Source organism: Clostridium amazonense (assembly GCF_056431285.1).
The window spans coordinates 214,609-235,858 of sequence record NZ_JBWKMH010000023.1; the positions used below are offsets into that span (position 1 = coordinate 214,609).

At 24.5% G+C, this 21,250-nt stretch carries 15 protein-coding genes and 1 other annotated feature; of the genes, 13 read left to right on the forward strand and 2 right to left on the reverse strand.

What is annotated here, in order from left to right; translation table 11 throughout:
- Positions 1-160: 160 nt before the first annotated feature.
- Positions 161-1,525, forward strand: a complete 1,365-nt coding sequence (locus tag AC07E4_RS09175) for an MATE family efflux transporter (RefSeq protein WP_040327309.1) — start codon at positions 161-163, stop codon at positions 1,523-1,525.
- Positions 1,526-1,566: 41 nt separating this feature from the next.
- On the opposite strand, the gene AC07E4_RS09180 is transcribed toward AC07E4_RS09175, so the two are convergent.
- Complete coding sequence (locus AC07E4_RS09180) at positions 1,567-1,812, reverse strand: DUF378 domain-containing protein (protein ID WP_040327310.1); 246 nt, start codon at positions 1,810-1,812, stop codon at positions 1,567-1,569.
- An 835-nt stretch (positions 1,813-2,647) separates the two neighbouring features.
- Between AC07E4_RS09180 and purB the strand changes: the two genes are divergently transcribed.
- From purB to AC07E4_RS09195, 3 genes are all read left to right on the forward strand, one after another.
- Positions 2,648-4,078 (forward strand): adenylosuccinate lyase, encoded by a 1,431-nt coding sequence (purB, locus tag AC07E4_RS09185; RefSeq protein ID WP_478216202.1) that lies wholly within the window; start codon positions 2,648-2,650, stop codon positions 4,076-4,078.
- A gap of 985 nt (positions 4,079-5,063) precedes the next feature.
- Positions 5,064-6,437, forward strand: coding sequence for a S41 family peptidase (locus AC07E4_RS09190; protein ID WP_478216203.1), 1,374 nt, complete (start codon positions 5,064-5,066; stop codon positions 6,435-6,437).
- A gap of 73 nt (positions 6,438-6,510) precedes the next feature.
- Positions 6,511-8,016 carry a S41 family peptidase gene (locus tag AC07E4_RS09195; RefSeq protein ID WP_478216204.1) on the forward strand — a complete coding sequence of 502 codons (1,506 nt, stop codon included), beginning with the start codon at positions 6,511-6,513 and terminating at the stop codon, positions 8,014-8,016.
- Between the two features lie 75 nt (positions 8,017-8,091).
- On the opposite strand, the gene AC07E4_RS09200 is transcribed toward AC07E4_RS09195, so the two are convergent.
- The gene (locus AC07E4_RS09200; RefSeq protein WP_430828778.1) at positions 8,092-8,556 is read right to left on the reverse strand and encodes a peroxiredoxin; all 465 of its coding nucleotides are present in this window, start codon (positions 8,554-8,556) and stop codon (positions 8,092-8,094) included.
- Between the two features lie 196 nt (positions 8,557-8,752).
- On the opposite strand from AC07E4_RS09200, the gene AC07E4_RS09205 reads away from it, so the two are divergent.
- The 9 genes from AC07E4_RS09205 to AC07E4_RS09245 all read left to right on the forward strand — a co-directional run bounded on the left by AC07E4_RS09205 (position 8,753) and on the right by AC07E4_RS09245 (position 21,209).
- Positions 8,753-9,526: a YaaA family protein gene (locus tag AC07E4_RS09205; protein WP_478216205.1), complete on the forward strand. Its 774-nt coding sequence runs from the start codon at positions 8,753-8,755 to the stop codon at positions 9,524-9,526.
- A 658-nt stretch (positions 9,527-10,184) separates the two neighbouring features.
- Positions 10,185-10,408, forward strand: a binding site (T-box leader).
- A gap of 410 nt (positions 10,409-10,818) precedes the next feature.
- Positions 10,819-12,738 carry a threonine--tRNA ligase gene (thrS, locus tag AC07E4_RS09210; protein WP_040327314.1) on the forward strand — a complete coding sequence of 640 codons (1,920 nt, stop codon included), beginning with the start codon at positions 10,819-10,821 and terminating at the stop codon, positions 12,736-12,738.
- 428 nt (positions 12,739-13,166) lie between these two features.
- The gene (locus AC07E4_RS09215; protein ID WP_040327315.1) at positions 13,167-13,427 is read left to right on the forward strand and encodes a FeoC-like transcriptional regulator; all 261 of its coding nucleotides are present in this window, start codon (positions 13,167-13,169) and stop codon (positions 13,425-13,427) included.
- A 27-nt stretch (positions 13,428-13,454) separates the two neighbouring features.
- Complete coding sequence (locus tag AC07E4_RS09220) at positions 13,455-13,676, forward strand: FeoA family protein (protein ID WP_478216206.1); 222 nt, start codon at positions 13,455-13,457, stop codon at positions 13,674-13,676.
- 11 nt (positions 13,677-13,687) lie between these two features.
- Positions 13,688-13,909 carry a FeoA family protein gene (locus AC07E4_RS09225; RefSeq protein ID WP_040327317.1) on the forward strand — a complete coding sequence of 74 codons (222 nt, stop codon included), beginning with the start codon at positions 13,688-13,690 and terminating at the stop codon, positions 13,907-13,909.
- Between the two features lie 59 nt (positions 13,910-13,968).
- Positions 13,969-15,978 carry a ferrous iron transport protein B gene (gene feoB, locus AC07E4_RS09230; RefSeq protein ID WP_040327318.1) on the forward strand — a complete coding sequence of 670 codons (2,010 nt, stop codon included), beginning with the start codon at positions 13,969-13,971 and terminating at the stop codon, positions 15,976-15,978.
- Positions 15,979-16,314: 336 nt separating this feature from the next.
- Positions 16,315-16,959, forward strand: a complete 645-nt coding sequence (locus AC07E4_RS09235; protein ID WP_478216207.1) for a tetratricopeptide repeat protein — start codon at positions 16,315-16,317, stop codon at positions 16,957-16,959.
- Between the two features lie 323 nt (positions 16,960-17,282).
- Positions 17,283-18,950: an EAL domain-containing protein gene (locus tag AC07E4_RS09240; protein WP_040327320.1), complete on the forward strand. Its 1,668-nt coding sequence runs from the start codon at positions 17,283-17,285 to the stop codon at positions 18,948-18,950.
- Between the two features lie 156 nt (positions 18,951-19,106).
- On the forward strand, positions 19,107-21,209 hold the full coding sequence (locus tag AC07E4_RS09245; protein WP_040327321.1) for a GGDEF domain-containing protein: 2,103 nt from the start codon (positions 19,107-19,109) through the stop codon (positions 21,207-21,209).
- Positions 21,210-21,250 lie beyond the last annotated feature (41 nt).

Genomic DNA, 21,250 nt, shown 5'->3' on the forward strand with positions numbered 1-21,250 from the left:
TGAAAATACTAAGTTTTTATAGTTACATAAAAAGATGTTCAGTTTTGTGTAAACTATTATATAGTAGTGAAAAAAAATATATGATAATATTCAATATAGTGAATTAAAAAACTAAAAAAAATTAAAAATTTGAAAATTGTTTATTTAAAGGGGGACTTAAATGGAGAATAATTTAAAATATGACACAAAGTTTTATAAAAAAATGATTACAATTGCAATACCTGTAATGATACAAAACTTAATATCATCATCTTTAAATATGGTAGACACTATTATGATAGGAAGATTGGGCGCAAATGAGATTGCCGCAGTAGGACTTGCTAATCAATTCTATTTTATATTTTCATTAGTTATATTTGGTGTAAATAGTGGATGTTCTATATTTACAGCTCAATTTTGGGGTAAAAAAGATAAGGAAAACGTAAGAAAAGTTTTGGGTATATGTTTAGTTTTAGGTTGTGCTTCAGGTCTTATATTTAATATATTTGCGTCCTTTACTCCGAATTTTGTAATGAAATTTTTTACTAATGATCTAAAAGTTATAGAACTTGGTGGAAATTATCTTAGAATAGTAGGTTTTAGTTATATTATTACTGCAATAAGTTATGCTTTTTCATTTTCTTGTAGAGGGATTGGTGAAGCTAAGCTGCCAATGATAACAAGTGCTATAGCACTTGCTTGTAATACGGTATTGAATGCTTTTTTAATATTTGGAATTGGAGGTTTTCCAAAGTTAGGAATAGAAGGTGCAGCAATAGCTACATTAATTGCTAGAATTGTAGAAATGGCACTTGTAATAATAATCACTTATAAAAGGAAAAATGCAATAGCTGGAAAAGTATCAGAATTTTTATCTTTTAGTAAAGAATTTTTCAAAACTGTCATAAAAACAATTTCACCAGTAGTTGTAAATGAAATATTATGGTCAATTGGAATGACTATATATGCTGTAATATATGCATACATAAGCACAGATGCAGTTGCAACGTATCAAATAGCCAACACTGTACAAAATATATTTATAGTAGCTGGTTTTGGTTTAGCTAATGCTTGTTCTGTAATGCTTGGAAATGAAATAGGTCGCGGAAATGAAGAAAAAGCACAAATATATGGTATGAAATTTATAAAAATAACATTCATTATAGGATGTATAACTGGAGCATTACTTTTTATAAGTTCAAATATTATAGTTTCTATGTATAAAGTGTCACCAAATATAATACATGATGCTAAAGTTATACTTAAAATATTTGCATTTATAACTCCATTTAGAATGCTTACAAGTGTTATAATAGTTGGAATTTTAAGAAGTGGTGGAGATATAAAACGTTCATTTATTATTGAAATGAGTGGTATATGGATAATTGGAGTTCCGTTAGCAATAATTGGTTCTATGGTATTAAAGCTTCCTATATATATAGTAGTGGCGTTAGTATATATTCAAGAGTTTGTTAAAGTAGTTTTTGGTTATAAAAGATTTAAATCAAAGTTATGGATAAGCAATTTAGTAGATAATATGAAGTGATAAAAAATAAGTCTAATTTATCATTAGACTTATTTTTTATTTTATAGTTCTTTAGAAAAAGAATTTTTTCCACCTATACAAGTAACTATAAGCTTTATTAAATTAGCAGCAGCTAGTCCAACTATAATGTAAACAAATCTAGATAAAATCATTCCTGTTGTTTCAGGGAAAACTGAAAAAATAGTAGTTATTAAGTTAAAATTAAGTATTCCTAGTAGTCCCCAGTTAATTCCACCTATTATAACAAGAATCAAAGAGATTTTGTCCAATAAATTTAGATGATACATATGTTTTACCCCCCATATATTTTTTTTATATATCTTATAGAAAATATATGATATATTAGATATTATTAGAACTTTATAAAATTAAATATTAAAACTATGATTAGTAAGAATATTATAATGGGGAATTTACTTTTCAAAATTAACTTTTATGGATAAATATTATATTAATTTTATTTGAAGTATAAATAAAACATAAATTAATAAGATTTTCTAAATCAATTTTTAAAGAAATACTAATTTAAATAATTTCTGTTTCTTGATGAAATAAAAAAAGTTTTTCAATTGATAATTTGTTGTTTTGAATTTGAAATTGGAACCCTATATAGGAATTTAAGTTTAAACTTTAAGTTATTCATGTTTCAGTTGAGAATTCTAATTAATTTAATTGAAAATGGAAATTTGAAAATTGAAAATGAATGTAAAAATTAGACTTCCAATTTTAAAGAATGATTTTTTATTAAATTTGCAGAGCAAATTAGTTGAAAACAATATAAAAACATAGTTTTTATGTATTTTTATTTTAAATATTAGGAATGAAATGAGTAATATCTACCATAACTTTTCACTTTTAACTCTTAACTTTTGCTTGGTTCCAAATATAAAAATAGAAATAAACTGTAAGCTTAATAATATCATTTGAGAAAGCTATTATTTAAAATTCCAGATTGGAACCCTATATTATAAATAAAATATAGAATTTAGAACAATATAAAATAAGTGATTTAAAAATTCAATAAAAAACTAAAAACACGAAAATTGGTATTACTTTTTTGATAAACATATGTTATAATATGAAATATAAACAATAAAAACTAGTTAATTTACGGAGGAAGATATGAGAAATTTATATAACTCACCATTTAATAAGAGATATTCATCAAAAGAGATGTCTTACATATTTTCAGATGATATGAAATTTAGAACTTGGAGAAAACTTTGGGTTGCACTTGCTGAAGCTGAAAATGAATTAGGAATAAATATAACAAAAGAGCAAGTTGAAGAACTTAGAGCAAATATAGATAATATAGATTTTGAAGCAGCAGAAAAGAAAGAAAAAGAAATAAGACATGATGTAATGAGTCATGTATATGCTTATGGACTTGCTGCACCAAGTGCAAAGGGTATAATTCATTTAGGTGCAACAAGTTGTTATGTAGGTGATAATACAGACCTTATAGTAATGAGAGAAGCTTTATTATTAATAAGAAAAAAAGTTATAAATGTTATAAATAATTTAGGAAGATTTGCTTTAAACTATAAAGATATGCCTACATTAGGATTTACGCATTTACAACCAGCTCAACTTACAACAGTAGGAAAAAGAGCTACACTTTGGATGAATGAGCTTGTTATGGATCTTGAAAATTTAGATTTCGTAATAGATAGTATGAAATTTAGAGGTGTTAAAGGTACAACAGGAACACAAGCAAGTTTTATGGCGTTATTTAACAATGATGAATCAAAAGTTAAAGAACTTGATAAAATGGTTTGTGAAAAAATGGGCTTTAAAAAATCTTTCCCTGTGACAGGTCAAACATATTCAAGAAAAGTAGATTCTATAATATTAAATACATTATCAGAAATTGCACAAAGTGCATATAAGTTTAGTAATGACTTAAGAATACTTCAAAATATGAAAGAAATGGAAGAACCTTTTGAAAAAAATCAAATAGGATCTTCAGCTATGGCTTACAAGAGAAATCCTATGAGAAGTGAAAGAATTGGAGCGCTTGCAAGATATATAATAGTTAATTCTTTAAATCCTGCAATAACAGCAGGAACACAATGGTTTGAAAGAACTTTAGATGACTCTGCTAATAAGAGAATTGCTGTATCAGAAGCATTTTTAGCATTAGATGGAGTGTTAAATTTATATTTAAATGTAAGTGAAAATATGGTTGTATATCCAAAGGTTATAGCATCACATGTAAATAGTGAATTACCATTTATGGCTACTGAAAACATATTAATGGAAGCTGTAAAAAGAGGTGGAGATAGACAAGAATTACATGAAAGAATAAGAATACACTCTATGGATGCAGCTAGAAGAGTTAAAGAAGAAGGGGAAAGTAATGATTTAATTGAAAGAATCATAAATGACAATGTATTCCCTCTATCAAAAGAAGAAATATTATCAATAATAGATCCTAAAAACTTTATAGGAAGAGCACCAGGACAAGTAGAAGACTTTATGAATGAATATGTTAATCCTATATTAGAAAACAACAAAGAACTTTTAGGTGAAAAATCTGAAATTAATGTTTAAAATTATAAAAAATACTCCTAAGAATTAATTCTTAGGAGTTCTTTTTTTGCATCCAAATTAAATACTACCAAGATTAAAATCTCAACTACAAAGAAAAAAAGAAATCCACATAACTGTAGGCGAGGCTTTAACCTTGCAAAATGTCATTTAAATATATTAACTGTAAATTTATATCCGTATCAAAGACCGCAAAGACTAAAGTCTCAGCTACGAAGGAAATAGAAATTAAATTAAAAGTCCCAACCTTTGTAGACGAGAATTCATTCTTGTAAAACGTCATTTATATATATTATTTTTAAAACTTATATTCGAATTAAAGGCCTTCAAAGTTAAAACCTCATATACGAAAGAAAAAAAGAGAAATTGTATTAATCTATGTAGGCGAGGTTTTAACCTTGCAAAATGTCATTTAAATATATTAACTGTAAATTTATATACGTATCAAAGACCGCCAAGGTTAAAATCTCAGCTACGAAGGAAATAGAAATTAAATTAAAAGTCCCAACCTTTGTAGGCGAGAATTCATTCTTGCAAAACGTTATATATATAAATTATTTTTAAAACTTATATTCGAATTAAAGGCCTTCAAAGTTAAAACCTCATATACGAAAGAAAAAAGAGAAATTGTATTAATCTATGTAGGCGAGGTTTTAACCTTGCAAAACTACGTTATTATTTAAAAGTAACATTTCAACTTTATATAAGTAAAATCAAATATAGGGTTCCAAGTTGATCTTTAGAATTATTTATTCTTATAAAGTTAATATAAATTTTAAAAATTAAGTCAGGATAAAGAAAGGGAAAACATATAAATGTGTTGAAATGCTTAAGTATAAATTCAAATCAAATATAATCATTGTTATATGTATTACAGGGTATGATATTTTTTATGATAAAGTACTATGGTAATTTTATTTAGTATACAAATAAATTATTGTAGATGTTATTTAAGTACAAAGTACTTAAACAACTTAGGAGGTATTTAATGAGGGTAAAAGTTAAGAAAAGTTTTGCAATACTTATTTGCATCTTTGTAATTGTAGGTGGATTCTATGGAGTTAAAAGATACAATCAATATAAAACTTATAAAGAAGATGCAGTATATTTATTAAATTTTTTAGAAGATAATTATCCATATTTTGAAGTGAAAGAAAAAACATTAAATTATAATTTTTTAGATTCAAAAGAAAAATTTATTAAAAAGATTTCAAAATCTAGAAATGATGCTGAATTTATAAAAAATGTAAGTAGTACAATGATGTTTTTACAAAATGCTCATAGCCGCATAGGTTGTAATTCAGATATTCTAAAAGAAAGTAATGATAAAGATGCATTAGAAAAGACTAGATATTGGAATGAAAAACTGTTAAAAAACATATATATTCCTGATGCTAAATGGAAATATATTAAAGGAAAATATGTTATTATTAAGTCAAAAAATAAAGATATACCCAAAGGTAGTATTATTACAAAATTTAACGGTAAAAGCGTTAGTGATTACTTAAAAAATAATAAAGATAAATATTATTTATTAAAGGATTATAAAAGAAATTTATATTATACTTCAGAAGATGGTAGTTTTAAATTAGATAATTTTAGAGATAATATTGAATTTGAATACAATAGGAAAAAGTTTAACAGAAGAATTAATTATGAATTGATAAATGATGATTTACTAAAATGGTATTCTGGAGGATTTTCTAATAATTTTGGAGTAAATTCAAGTGGAATTAATATTGATACAGATATTGTAAATAATGGGAAAACAGCATATGTAAAAATTAAAAGTTTTTCTACTGAATATATGGAAAATGATAAATTGAGTTTAAAGAATTTTCTGCTAAAAGAATGTGAAAATTATTTTTCAAAAGTAGATTATACAATTTTTAATGAAAATGAGATAGATAAATCACAGCTTCCAGAAAATAATTATAATTTGGAAAAGTATAGAATATTTAAGCAATCTCGTATTATTATGCCACATGAAGATTCAATAAAATTTAAGGGTTACATCTATGTATTAGTTGATGATAATGTTTATTCTGCATCAGAATATTTTACTAATATGATTAAAAAAACTAAGTCTGCAAAGATTGTAGGAATTACTACTGGTGGAGATGGTTTAGGACCAGAACCTATATCAACATTTCTTCCAAATAGTAAATTATCTGTTCAAATTGCATCTACGCTTGGAGTAAATAGTGATGGTAGAATAGATGAAGAAGTTCATACAGAGTCTGATTTATATATTGAACAGGATTTTGATGATTATATAAAATTTTTAAATTCAGAACTTAATGAAATTGAAAGAAGTAAATATGATACAGTATATAGAAAACTAATGAGTGAATTAAAATAAATAATAAGATTACTTAAAAATGTAAATAAAATTTTAATTGTTAATTGTTCAAAAACTTGAGGGGGAGAGGTTTATGAGGGGGAGAGTTAAGAAAAGTTTTGCAATACTTATTTGCATCTTTGTAATTGTAGGTGGATTTTATGTAGTTAAAAGATGTAATCAATATAAAACTTATAAAGAAGATGCAGTATATTTATTAAATTTTTTAGAAGATAATTATCCATATTTTGAAGTGAAAGAAAAAACATTAAATTATAATTTTTTAGATTCAAAAGAAAAATTTATTAAAAAGATTTCAAAATCTAAAAATGATGCTGAATTTATAAAAAATGTAAGTAATGTAATGATATATTTACAAAATGATCATAGCAATATAGGCTCTGCTTCTAATAATTCAATAGAAAAGAATGAAGAAAATGCATTAGAAAAACTTAATTATTGGAATGAAGAGTATTTAAAAACACTATATGTTCCAAATATAAAATGGAAATATGTTCAGGGAAAATATATTGTTATTAAGTCAAAAAATAAAGATATACCCAAAGGAAGTATTATTACAAAATTTAATGGTAAAAGTGTTAGTGATTACTTGCAAAATAATAAAGAAACATATTACTTATTAAAAGATTATAAAAGAAATTTATATTATACTTTTGACAATAGAAATGTAAAGAAAGATAATCAGATAGACAGTATTGAATTTGAATTTAATGGAAAAAGCTTTAAAGGGGAAATTAACTATGAATTAGCAAATGAAGATGTAATAAGGTGGTATGATGAAGAATATTTTAATTCTTTAAAAGCTGCTAATGTTTATACAAATATTACAAGCAATGAAAAAACAGCATATATAAAAATTAGAAGTTTTGCTACTGAATATATGGAGACTGATGAACTTATTATAAAAGATTTTCTGCTACAAAAATGTAAAAATATAGATAATATTGTTATAGATATTAGAGGTAATTGTGGTGGAAACAATGGATATGGGAATTTTCTAATTTCAATTTTAACTGATAAGATTATATCTAAATACGTATATGATTGTTATAAAAATACAGAATTTATGGAGAAAAATTTCTTTTCAAAAATAGATTATGATATGACAAAACAGGAAGAAATAGATAAATCTCAGCTTCCAAAAAATAGTTATAACTTAGATGATTTTAGAATATTTAAGCAACCTGAAATTATTATGCCACATGAAGATTCAATAAAATTCAAGGGAGATATCTATGTATTAGTTGATGATAGTGTTTATTCTGCATCAGAACACTTTGTAGATATAGTTAAAAACACTAAGTTTGCAAAGATTGTAGGAATTACTACTGGTGGAGATGGTCTAGGAACAACACCAATATCAACAATGCTTCCAAATAGCAAGATACCCATACAAATTTCACATACATTTGGAATAAATAGTGATGGTACTGTAAATGAAGAAGTCCATACAGAGCCTGATTTATATATTGAACAGGATTTTGATGATTATATAGAATTTTTAAACTCAGGACTTAATGAAATTGAAAGAAGTAAATATGATACAGTGTATACAAAAATAATGAGTGAATTAAAATAAGAAAAGAAGTCGATATATAAATTTAAAATAGAATACCGGGGTTAAAGCCCCGGTTTTAATTTAAAAACTTAAATTTTATAAATCACATTTAATAGTTTCGATATGATTAGCAACTTTTACTTTTCTATAAATTTTAGATATAATTCCTTCTTCGTTAATTATAAATGTACTTCTTTCTATACCTATAGATTTTTTACCATATAAATTCTTTTCTTTTAGAACATCATATAATTTACACACTTCTTCATTTTCATCAGAAAGTAAAATAAAAGGAAGTTCATGTTTAGTTATAAATTTATCATGAGATGCAAGTGAATCACGACTTACACCAAGAATAATTGTGTTCTTGTCAATAAACTCTTGAAATGAATCTTTAAAAGCTATAGCTTCTTTAGTACATCCAGGTGTATTGTCTCTTGGATAGAAATATAATATTACTTTCTTTCCTAAGTAATCACTTAATTTATGTTCTTTTTTATCAGATCCTATTAATGAAAAGTCAGGAGCTTTAATTCCTTCAGTTAAATTTAAATTATCCATTTTAAAAATCCTCATTTCTTTATATATTTATATTATATAGGGTTTTAAATTCACCTATAAAAGTATTTGATAAAAATTTATATTTATTCTTAAAAATAAAACACATCTTTAATAATTATTATCCAATAATATTTACTATTTGTAAAGAGATGTGATAAAATTAAATTGAAATTTTAATTAGAAATAAGGTGATTTTATGATAACAATTATATCTCCAGCTAAAACTTTTAGGGAGGATTTTATAGATTTAAAAATAGATAATTCTGAGTTGATTTTTCATAAGAAAACAAAGGAAATTATAGAGATACTTAAAAATTATACAATAGATGAATTAGCCACTTTAATGAATATGTCTTTAAATTTAGCAAAAACAAATTATTATAGATATGAAAAGTTTTATGATGAGAATGTTAAAGAAATGTATGGAATACTAGCTTTTAATGGAGAACTATATAAGGGATTAGAAGCTGATAATTTAAAAGGGGAAGATATTGATTTTTCACAAGATAATTTGAGAATATTATCAGGACTATATGGAATAATTAGACCTTTAGATAAGATTAAGGAATATAGATTAGAAATGGGTACAAAACTTAAAAGTAATGTAGCTGATAATTTATATGGCTATTGGAGAGAATCACTAACAGAGTACATAATAGATGACATAGGTAAAAGCAGTGGAGATAAAATTTTAATTAATTTAGCATCTAGTGAATATAGTAAAGCTTTAAACTTAAAAGAAATAAATAGTAAGTTTAAAGTTATAAATATTGATTTTAAAGAAAATAAAAATGGAAAATTAAAATCTATAAGTATGTATTCTAAAAAAGCAAGAGGCAAAATGACTAGATATATTATTCAAAATAAAATAGATAAACTAAATGAAATAAAAAAATTTAATGAAGATGAATATGTTTTAAACGTAGAATTAAGTAATGATGAAAATTTAATTTTTACTAGAAATATTTAAATTCAAATCAAAGATAGCCAAGGTTAAAACCTCAGCTACGAGGGAAAAAGGCGAAATTGTATCAATCTATGTAGGCGAGAATTCATTCTTGCAAAACGTTACTTGTACATATTATTTTCAATTTGTAATCTGTTAGGGACTGACTCTACTTGTCGTGATAAATATATCTCTTAAAATGGTTATTAATTATAAAAAGATAATTAGCCTATGATATGTCTGTCCCTCTTGTTGATTAGTATATTTAAAGATAAAACTAATAAAATTTAGCAAGGATACATTACCGCCAAGACTAAAACCTTAGCTACGAAGGAAATTAGAATTTGATATTAAAAGTCCCAACATTTGTAGGCGAGAATTCATTCTTGCCTAGCGACATTTAAATATATTACTTTTAAATTTTCAACTGGTTTCAAATAAAAAACTAGAAATTAAATACAAATTTAAGATTATTAAATGATAAATGTATAAATTAAAACTTTAGCTTAGAAAACTATAAAAATGTAAAAAAATTTTAGAAAATAGCTAAATTTTTATAAAAAAATGCGGTAACATATTTACAAATTAATTTTATTATGGTAATATAACTAAAAATATAGATGAGTAATTGCGATTTATCTATACTTAACTTTGTGCACAAAGATTTATTAAATTTAAGATTAAATATGCTATGATAGGAAGAGTATTGTAGAGTACAGTTTAAAGAGAGGAAATATTATTAGCTGAGAGTATTTCTAAATATGTCTATAAGAAAACTACCCTGGAGCTATGGTTTAGTAACTGTTTAGTGAAATGCCATCGGTTAGATGCCGTTATTAAGATGAGAAGAATTGAATTTAAAATTCAATTTGGGTGGAACCACGAAGTGTAACATTCGTCCCAAGATCGGGATGGATGTTTTTTTTATACTCAAATTTGGAATTTTATATGGGGTTCCAAGCTGAAAAATGAAATTATTCAAATATCAAATGAGAATAATGTTAATAAAGGAACAGTAATTATTTAAAACGTTATTCATAAAAATTTCTAAATCAATTTTTAAATAAATACTAATTTAAATAATTCCTGTTTCTTGATGAAAGAAAAAAATTCAACTTATAAATGTGTTATTTAAAATTTGAACCCTATATGATTTAATTTTAAAAAGTTAAATAAAACCTAGTTTTTAATATAATGTTTTAAAATATATGGAATGAAATAAATAATATTGTGAAAAGAAAATTCATAATCAACAAAGAAATGTGAATTTTAAAATTAAAGTAATTTAAAAAAATAGTATATTGGAGGAGAATTTTATGAAAAATATTAATATAAAACTTAAAGATAATTCAATAAAAGAAATAGAAGAAAATATGAGTATATACGATCTTGCAAAGTCAATCAGTAATAAGCTTGCAAAGAATGCTATAGTGGGAAGAGTAAATGAAATATTAGTTGATTTAAGTTATTTATTAAAAAATGACGATAAAGTTGAAATTTTAACTTATGAAGATGAAGAAGCAATTGATGTTTTAAGACATTCAACAACTCATGTTATGGCACAAGCTGTGAAAAGACTTTATAATGATGCAAAATTAGCCATAGGACCTTCCATAGCTAATGGATTTTATTATGATTTTGATGCAAATGAAACTTTTTCAGAAGAAGATTTAGAAAAAATAGAATTAGAAATGAACAAAATAATAGATGAAGATTTAAAATTTGAAAGAATTGATGTTTCAAGGGAAGAAGCATTAAATCTTATGAGAAACAAAGTAGAACCATATAAAATAGAGCTTATAGAAGATTTAGAAGAAGGTCAAAATATATCTTTATATAAACAAGGAGATTTTATTGATCTTTGTAGAGGACCGCATATACCTTCAACAAAATATATAAAAGCATTTAAACTTTTAAGTGTGGCAGGAGCCTATTGGAGAGGTAGCGAAAAAAATAAAATGCTACAAAGAATTTATGGTACTGCATTTGAAGATAAAAAATCATTAGAAAAATATTTAAAAAATTTAGAAGAAGCTAAAAAAAGAGATCATAGAAAACTTGGAAAAGAACTTAAAATATTTACAGTTATGGATGAAGGCCCAGGATTTCCATTTTTCTTACCAAATGGTGTTGTTTTAAAAAATACTTTAATAGATTTTTGGAGACAAGTTCACAAGGAAAATAATTATGTTGAAATAGAAACACCTATAATGCTTAATAAAAAACTTTGGGAAACTTCAGGACATTGGTATCATTATAAAGAAAATATGTATACTTCTAAAATAGATGATGAAGAATTTGCATTAAAACCTATGAATTGTCCAGGGGGAATGCTTGTTTATAAATCTGAATCACATTCATATAGAGATTTACCATTGAGAGTTGCTGAACTTGGAAGAGTTCATAGACATGAGCTTTCAGGTGCACTTCATGGACTTATGAGGGTTAGAGCTTTTACACAAGATGATGCACATATATTTATGTTGCCTGAACAAATAAAGTCAGAAATTAAAGATGTTATAAGACTTATTGATAAAGTTTATTCTCAGTTTGGATTTAAATATAATGTGGAACTTTCAACAAGACCTGAAAATTCTATGGGTAGTGATAAAGAATGGAATCTTGCAGAGGCTTCTTTAAGTGAAGCATTAAACGAAGAAAAGATTGAGTATAAAATAAATGAAGGTGATGGTGCTTTTTATGGACCTAAGATAGATTTTCATCTTGAAGATAGTTTAGGAAGAACTTGGCAATGTGGAACTATTCAATTAGATTTTCAACTTCCTCAAAGATTTGAACTTAGCTATATAGGTAGTGATGGAGAAAAACATAGACCTATAGTTATTCACAGAGTTGTTCTTGGAAGTATTGAAAGATTTATAGGAATTTTAATAGAACACTTTGCGGGAAAATTCCCAGTATGGTTAGCTCCAGTTCAAGTTAAAGTATTACCTATATCAAATAAATTTAATGAGTATTCAGAAGAAATAGTAAAAGCTTTAAAAGATAATAATATAAGAGTAGCTATAGATAATAGAGATGAAAAGATAGGCTATAAGATTAGAGAAGCTAGAAATGAAAGAATACCTTATATGATTGTTATAGGTGAAAAAGAGGAAGAAGGTAACAATATTTCTCTTAGAAGTAGAAAAAATGGAGATGAAGGTTCTAAAAACCTAGATGAATTTATAAAAGATATAAAAGCTGAAATTGATGATAAAACTATAAATTTATAATTTTATAAAAAATATATAAAGCAGTTTAAATAAATGTTTAAAATTACATTTTATTTAAACTGTTTTTTTATTATATAAAAGTTTGTAACTTTAAAAATTATTCTATTCACTATCACTATTCAATCTTACTTTTTAATTGGTTCTCAACATGATAATAGAATAAACTATAGGCTTAATAGTATTATTTGAGAAAGACATTACTTTGAATTTGAGCTTGGAAGCCTATAAATTATAGATAGGAGAAAATTTATTGTTTAACAAGATATATAGAATGATTCCGGATTGATAAATGAAGTCTTTTGAAAATGATAAATAAATATTATTGATAATCACTTGCAATTAAAAAATAAATATGATAATATAATTTTGTAGTTTAAATATGGAAATAAAAATATAATTTAACTATTGAGGAGAAAAGAGGTGCAAATGTGTTATATAAGGTATTAGAATTTCTCCATAAAGAAGGAAATTTTTCGACTAAAGCAATATCTAAAGGATTATCTATTCCAGAACCTATTATAGATGATTTAAAATCAAGATTAATAAGTATGGGTTACATAAAAAAAATAACTTGTGATAGGACTATGTGTGAAAAATGTACTTGTGGATGTAGTACTAAAAAACTAAATGACAAAATTGATTGGGAGATAACAGAAAAGGGAATAAAGTTATTAAACAAGTCATTATAAACAATGTATAAAATGGGAGGTAAAATTATGAATACATTAGATAAACTAAATATTGGAGATAAGATAAAAGTAAAAAATATTGAAAGAGATAGTGCAGTAAGAAGAAAATTACTAGATATGGGTATTACTCCAGGTGTTGAAATTGAAGTTACAGGTAAAGCACCAATGGGCGATCCATTAGAAGTTTTAGTAAGAGGATATAAGTTAACTCTTAGAAAAAATGAGGCTAAAGTAATTAGGGGAGAATAAGAGGTGATGTTATGTTAATACCAATGAATTTGGCTCATGAAGGAAATATAGTTGAGGTAAAATCAGTTTCTATGAAGGAAGGGTTAAACAAAAGATTAGGAGAACTTGGTATTGTATCAGGAAATAAAATTAAAATTGTAAAAAATGATGGTAGAAGTTTAATTATTTCAATTAAGGAAAGCAGATTTGCATTAGATAATAATATAGCTAGAAATGTTTTAATAGCTGTTTAAAAGAAGACATAATTATAGGAAAGTGATGATAATGACTTTCAAATTCAAGGGGGAAGAAAATGAGAACAATTGCATTAGCAGGTAATCCAAACTGCGGAAAAACAAGTTTGTTTAATATCTTGACTAAGGCTAGACAACATGTAGGAAATTGGCCAGGAGTTACAGTAGAAAAAAAAGAAGGAATATTAAAGCATAATGGAAATGAATATAAAATTATAGATTTACCAGGAACTTATAGTTTAGGTGCATATTCAGAAGATGAAGTTATAGCTAGGAATTATATTGTAAATGATAAACCAGACGTGGTAATAAACGTAATTGATGCTACTAATATAGAAAGAAATTTATATTTAACTCTTCAGCTAATAGAAATGGGAGCTAAAGTTGTTATAGCATTAAATATGATGGATGAAGCTGAAAATAAAGAAATTATGATAAAAATAAAAGAACTTTCTAGCAAATTAGGCGTTAAAGTTATTCCAACAGTGGCATTAAAGCAAAAAGGAATAAAAGAACTTATAGAAGCTAGTATAAGTGATGATATAGAAAAGGCAAATGTAAATATAAATTATGGCGAAGACATTAATAAAGAAATAGAAAGTCTTGCTAGAATTATAGAAAAGAGTGTTAAGAATAAATCTATTTCTTCAAAATGGGCAGCTTTAAAACTTTTAGAAAATGATAGTCATATGAAAGAAGAATTAGAAGTTGATAAAAATATTAATTTAAAAAGACAATTAGAAGGATGCTATAAAGAAATAGAATCTAAAGTTGGATTTGAACCAGAAATGGCAATAGTAAATGAAAGGTACTCTGTTATATCAGAAATAGTATCAGATACTGTTAAGAGAAAAGAAAAGAATGAAGATACATTTACAGATAAAATAGATAAAGTTGTGACAAATAAATTTTTAGGATTACCTATTTTTGCAGCTATTATGTTTGTTTTATATCAAATAACTTTTATTGTTGGAGCAGGAATACAGGATGCTGTAGATGGATTTATAAATGGATTAGGTGAATCTATTAGTGGATATTTAGCTACAGTAGGAGCACCGATGGTAATTCAAACTTTTGTTGAAAAAGCTATATTTGGTGGGCTTGCAGCAGTAATTGCATTCTTACCCTTAATCATGGTTATGTATTTCTTAATAGGCTTATTAGAAGACAGTGGATATATGGCAAGAGCGGCATATGTTATGGATAAATTAATGAGATCTTTAGGTTTACATGGTAAAACTTTCGTATCAATGCTTGTAAGTATAGGTTGTAATGTTCCAGGAATAATGGCAACAAGAACACTTGAAAACAAGAAAGATAGAATGATTGCAATTCTTATAAATCCATTTATATCTTGTGGAGCAAGATTACCAATTTATATGTTATTCATTAGTGCTTTCTTTAAAAAGAATCAAGCATTAATACTATTTTCGCTTTATGCATTAGGTTTAATAGTAGCACTTATTATGGGTAAAATATTTAGTAAAACTTTATTTAAGGGAGAACCATCTTACTTTGTAATGGAACTTCCAAGTTATAAAATTCCATCTTTAAGAAATGTATTTATGTTAATGTGGGACAAAGCAGGTGCATTTATTAAAAAAGCAGGAAAAATTATATTACCAATAATGGTAGTGTTATGGGCATTATCATATTTACCAATGGGAGTAGAACCAAATAGCGAAGACTCACTACTTGGAATGATAGGTTCATTTGTTGCACCAATATTTAAGCCAGCAGGTTTTGGAACATGGCAAGCAGGTGTTTCATTAGTTACAGGAATACTTGCAAAAGAAACAGTCATAGGAACTATGGGATTAATATATGCAGGTGTAGAAGAAGGACCAGCATTAGTATCTTCGATTCAATCAATATTTACTCCATTATCAGCAATGTCATTTATGGTTATGTCACTTTTATATACTCCATGTTTAGTTGCATTAGGTGCAATTAGAAGAGAGACAAACTCATGGAAATGGACACTATTTACTGCAGTATATACATTCTTTATAGGATGGCTTGGAGCAGTATTTGTATTCCAAATAGGTTCATTACTTGGTTTTGCTTAAGATAAAATAAATATAAAAAAAGAGATTAATTTATAAATTTTAAATTAATCTCTTTTTATGTTTAATCATATATATTATAAATAATTACAAATAAAAGAGGTTATACATTTTTAAAGAAAAGTTTAAGAATAAAATTAAATTCTATCTATAATATCATTATGATATAATTTAATATAGGAAAACAAGTTGGAAATTTCAAGTTCTAATTTATTATTTGAAATAAATTGAAAATTAGAAAATAATATATCACAATGTAGTTGTGCAAGGTTGAAACCTCTCCTATAGATGAATTGGCACATTTTATTTGTATTTAAAAGTGGATGAAAGGTAGAAAACATGAAAAATAAGAGAAGTAAAATATTTTTAATGATGTCTTTTGTAATTTTGTTGACAGGGTGTGGTGAGCGTTCAAAAGAAAATTATAATAATAAAAGTAATATAAAAGTTGAAAGTAGTATAGATGAAAACAACAACGATATATCAAAAGTTGAATTTGAAAAAGAGGAGGAATTGTATAAAGTAGGATATGATTTGTTTTTTGAAAATAGATATGATGAAGCTATAGAAAAATCAAATTTATTAATAAATGAATTTCCTGAAAGTTATAAAGGTTATAATATTAGAGGAATAGCAAAGGCTTATAATGGTAATTATGAAGAAGGTATGAGAGACATAGATAAAGCTTTAGAAATACAACCAGAGTATGGTTATGCACTATTTAATAAAGCCCTTACATATGAACTTTATGAAAAATTAGATGAAGCAATAGTTTTTTATAATAAAGCTTTAGAAGTAGAGAAATATGTATGGTCATATTACGGAATAGCGTCTTGTTATGGAAGAAGAGGAGATGTAGATAATACAATAAAATATCTTAGTGAAGCTATAAAGTTAGATGAATCTATAAAAAATCATGCAAGAGAAGAAGTTGATTTTGATCCAGTAAGAAGTGATAATAGATTTATAAATTTAATAAATTAATTCTATAGAAAAGGGCATTGCAAAAGAACTAAAATAGTAAAAGCAAGAGCCTTTTTTAATTTCAATATATTAACATCTATTCCTTTATAAATGAATGCATATTAAATAAAATAATATTTAATTAAAAAATACAAAAAAATATTTAAGAATATATAAAAAATATTCGATACTTATATTGTATGAAAGAAGTATAAGTATTCTAAATTTGTTTATAAAATTAATTATATAGTTATTAAATAGATGCTTAAAAATAATATAAATAAAGTTTAAATATTATATTTATTTTAGAATATGGGTTTATTTAAATCAAGAAAGGTAAAAAGATGGAAAATATAAAGAAGAAAAAAACAGATAAATTTATTATTGTATTATTTTTGACATTTTACATTCTTTCTACTGAATTATTAGCATATGAAAGAAAAGATGCAGAAATTGAAGATAAGAAAGTTTATAAAATTGGGTCAAATGCTTTAAATCCATATTTATCAGAAAATAAAGAAGGAAAAGTAAGTGGTTATTATAATGAAATTACTCAATTTATAGGAAATGAATTAAATATTGAGTTTGATACTGAAGTAGATAATTTTTCTAATAATCTAAAAAAATTAAAAGATGGTGAATTAGATTTATTAATGGGTATTCCTTATATTGAAAAAGAAAAAAATAATGTTTTGTACTCTCAATATTATATAGGTTTTAATAGCCAAAGATTATATTCAAAAAATGATGTTAAATATAGTGATCTAAAAAATTTAGAGGAGGTTAACATTGTAGTAGTAGAAGACGTATTTGAAGTTGAATGGTTAATTAAATCTTTGGAAAATTTAAATATAAATTTCAAATTAGAATTAGTTAGCAATGATTATGAAGCTAAAAAGTTAATTAACAATAATGAAGCAAATTTAATTTTAACTAGCAGTCATGATGAAAAATACAAAAAATTTAATAAAATATATGAATATAATGATGGACCTATATATATAGCAGCTAATAATAAAAATGAAGATATTATAGCTAATATTAATGAGATTTTATTGAAAAGTATTAATTCAAAGGAAAATCATATAGAAAAAATTTATGGAAAACATTTTATGAAAATTTATGTTAATCCAAATTCATATCCAGAAATAATAAAATTTATGTTTAGTTTCACATTATTACTTTTACTATTCATATATGTAAAAAATATATATCCTAAAATAAAAATTTTTAGAATAAAGAATAAAATAAATATTAGAATGAAAAAAAATCAATATATGTTACATTATCAGCCTATAATAAATCCTAAATTAGAAACTTTAGTTGGATTTGAAGCATTATTAAGGCTAAATACAAAAAAAGGCTTAATTTATCCCAATGAATTCTTAAAAGAGATAGAAGAAAGTAAAATGCTTTCTGAAGTATCTTATTGGATACTAAAGAAAGTTATAATTGAGTATAAATTAATTAAAGAAGAAATAAATTATAAATATGACTCATTTTACATATCTATAAATATATCATTAAATGAAATAGAAAATGAATTATTTGTTGATAATATGATAGTTATATTTAACAATTCTAAACTTCCACGAAATTCTATATGTCTAGAAATAACTGAAAATGTGGGCATAGGAAACTTAGAAAAACTTAAAATAGTATTGTCAAAGTTAAAAGAATGTGGATTTATGATAGCTATTGATGATTTTGGAGTTGAATATTCTACATTAGAAATAATAGAAAAGTTAGATTTTGATATAATAAAACTAGATAAATATTTCATAGATAAAATTGAAACATCTAAGTTTAGAAAAAATGCTGTTGATTTTATTTCCAATTTTGCAATGGATAATAATAAAGTAATTATAGCAGAAGGGGTTGAAAATAAAACTCAAAAAGAAATTATAAAAAAGTACAACCATGATAAGTTTTATATTCAAGGTTATTTTTATTCTAAACCAGTTTCAATTAATATGTTGAATGAAGTAGAAGGAAGTATTTCAAAAAAATAGATAGTATAATAAATTTTATTGTGAATTAATATACTTAATTTACATTTGTGTAAATTAAGTATATTTTCTTATGAAAGTCGAATATTGAAATAAAATGCAAAATAATACAAAGTATATATTAAGAAAAAATTATATTAGAAAATAGGTGGTAATAATTTGGAAAAAGAAAATGAAGTAAATGACTATTTAATTAAATTTCAACATGATGAAAAATATATAGATTACTTCATTAAATTTGCATTAGATAATCTAAGATATAATCCTAAATATATGAAATATGTAATGGAAAAAGTATTTTTAATAGCTAGAAAAAATGATTATAAGAATTCTATTGGAGAATGCTTACTTTATTTAAGTTGGTATTACCATGATAACGGTGAATATAATAAATCAATAAAATATCAAAGAGAATCCTATGAAATATTTTTGAAACTTAATAATGAAAAAAGTATAGTGAAAGTTTTTAATGGACTTATAGCTAATTATACAAAACTTGGAATGTTTGTTTTTGCTATAGAATTTGGATTGAAAGCAATTGCTATAGCAGAAAAATTGAGGGATTACACTATATTGAGTTCAATAATTATAAATACTGCAGTAGCATATTTAGATTATGGCAAATTTTGTGAGTCGTTAGAATTAATAGAACGATTGTTTAATTTAAACAAAGATAATAATTATGAATTGCAAAATGAAGAACAATTGTTATTATATACAGTTATGATAGAGATTAAATTAAAGAATGATGAGATTTATGATGCTTATAAATATTTTAAAAAAGGATATAATTTATCAAAAAAAATGAAGTGTTTTTTTTATCAAGCTGAATTTCTATATTTAAATGGTAAAATACAGCATAAATTTGAATTGTATAGTGAATCTGAAAAAAGTTTTGAAGATACATATAATATAGCTTTAAATCACAATAATAAATTTATTATTGTTAAAACACTAATAGAGTGGGGAAAATGCAAAAGTAATCTGTGCGATTATAGTAAGTCGGAAAAACTATTGCTTAATGCTTTAAAATATGCAAAAGAAATAAAATCTACAGTTTTATTAAAAGATATTTATTCAAATTTAAGTGATTTATACAAAAATATGGGCGATTTTAAAAATGCATTTGAATCATTAGAAAATAAATGTAAATATGAAAAAGAAATAATGAACGATACAAATATTGTTATTTTTGATAGATTTTATAATAAAACATTTAAGAAAGAAGCTAATACATATAAAAAATTGTATAGTAACATGAATAATATTTCACATATGGGAAGAAAAATTACATCTATTTTAAATAAAGATAAAATATTTGGAGTTATAGCAAAGGAACTAAGCAAAATAATAGAATTAGATATTTTTGCTATTGCTTTAAGTCAAAACAATGATAAATTTTTAACTTCTGAAATATTTGTTGAAAGTGGGTGTAAACTAAAAGTTAATAAAATATTATTAGATGATGATGATAATCTAGGAGTTTATTGTTATAAAACAAAAAAAGAAATACTTATTAATAATTTTGAAAATGAATATAGAAAATATGTTAAAAAGCTTCCTAAATATTATATTGTGGGGGATAAAGTAAAGTCTGCAATATATTGTCCGTTGATTATAGAAAATGAAGTTATTGGTGTTTTAACTATTCAAAGTAAGAAAGAAAATAAATATACAATCGCAGATTTAAATATACTTAAAATATTTTCATCTTATGCGGCAATTGCTATAAAGAATTCATTATTATTTAGTGAAAGTAAATATTTGGCTAGTTATGATAGCCTAACTGGAGTTTTAAATAGAAGAGAAATTTTAAGAATAGGTGAGGAGTTCTTTAAAGCAACAAAAAAAGATAACATAAATTTTTCAGTTATGATGATAGATGTAGATCATTTTAAAAAAATAAATGATACATTAGGACATTGTTATGGAGATTATGTGTTAACTGAAACTGCAAACGTAATAAGCAAACATTTAGAAGATAATTGTGTATTAGGTCGATATGGTGGAGAAGAATTTATCATTATAGTATTAGAACAAGATATTTGTAAAGTTAAAGATATTGCAAAATCAATTCAAGAAACTATAGAATTACATACTTTTGAAGCTAAAGATATGAATAGTTTGAAAGTTACTGTAAGTATAGGTTTATACTTTTTTAATAAAGATGAAAATAGTTTCTTTGAAGGAGTAAAATTTGCAGATAAAGCATTATATGACGCTAAAAATTCAGGAAGAAATAAGGTTAAATATTTTAATTAGAATATTAATGTTTTAAAAAGGCTACTTAATAAATTTGGAGA

Bases quoted from the DNA above. Each gene is read 5' to 3' on its own strand.
- AC07E4_RS09175 (WP_040327309.1), top strand. From the start codon at position 161: ATGGAGAATAATTTAAAATATGACACAAAGTTTTATAAAAAAATGATT.
- AC07E4_RS09180 (WP_040327310.1), bottom strand. From the start codon at position 1,812: ATGTATCATCTAAATTTATTGGACAAAATCTCTTTGATTCTTGTTATA.
- purB (WP_478216202.1), top strand. From the start codon at position 2,648: ATGAGAAATTTATATAACTCACCATTTAATAAGAGATATTCATCAAAA.
- AC07E4_RS09190 (WP_478216203.1), top strand. From the start codon at position 5,064: ATGAGGGTAAAAGTTAAGAAAAGTTTTGCAATACTTATTTGCATCTTT.
- AC07E4_RS09195 (WP_478216204.1), top strand. From the start codon at position 6,511: ATGAGGGGGAGAGTTAAGAAAAGTTTTGCAATACTTATTTGCATCTTT.
- AC07E4_RS09200 (WP_430828778.1), bottom strand. From the start codon at position 8,556: ATGGATAATTTAAATTTAACTGAAGGAATTAAAGCTCCTGACTTTTCA.
- AC07E4_RS09205 (WP_478216205.1), top strand. From the start codon at position 8,753: ATGATAACAATTATATCTCCAGCTAAAACTTTTAGGGAGGATTTTATA.
- thrS (WP_040327314.1), top strand. From the start codon at position 10,819: ATGAAAAATATTAATATAAAACTTAAAGATAATTCAATAAAAGAAATA.
- AC07E4_RS09220 (WP_478216206.1), top strand. From the start codon at position 13,455: ATGAATACATTAGATAAACTAAATATTGGAGATAAGATAAAAGTAAAA.
- AC07E4_RS09225 (WP_040327317.1), top strand. From the start codon at position 13,688: ATGTTAATACCAATGAATTTGGCTCATGAAGGAAATATAGTTGAGGTA.
- feoB (WP_040327318.1), top strand. From the start codon at position 13,969: ATGAGAACAATTGCATTAGCAGGTAATCCAAACTGCGGAAAAACAAGT.
- AC07E4_RS09235 (WP_478216207.1), top strand. From the start codon at position 16,315: ATGAAAAATAAGAGAAGTAAAATATTTTTAATGATGTCTTTTGTAATT.
- AC07E4_RS09240 (WP_040327320.1), top strand. From the start codon at position 17,283: ATGGAAAATATAAAGAAGAAAAAAACAGATAAATTTATTATTGTATTA.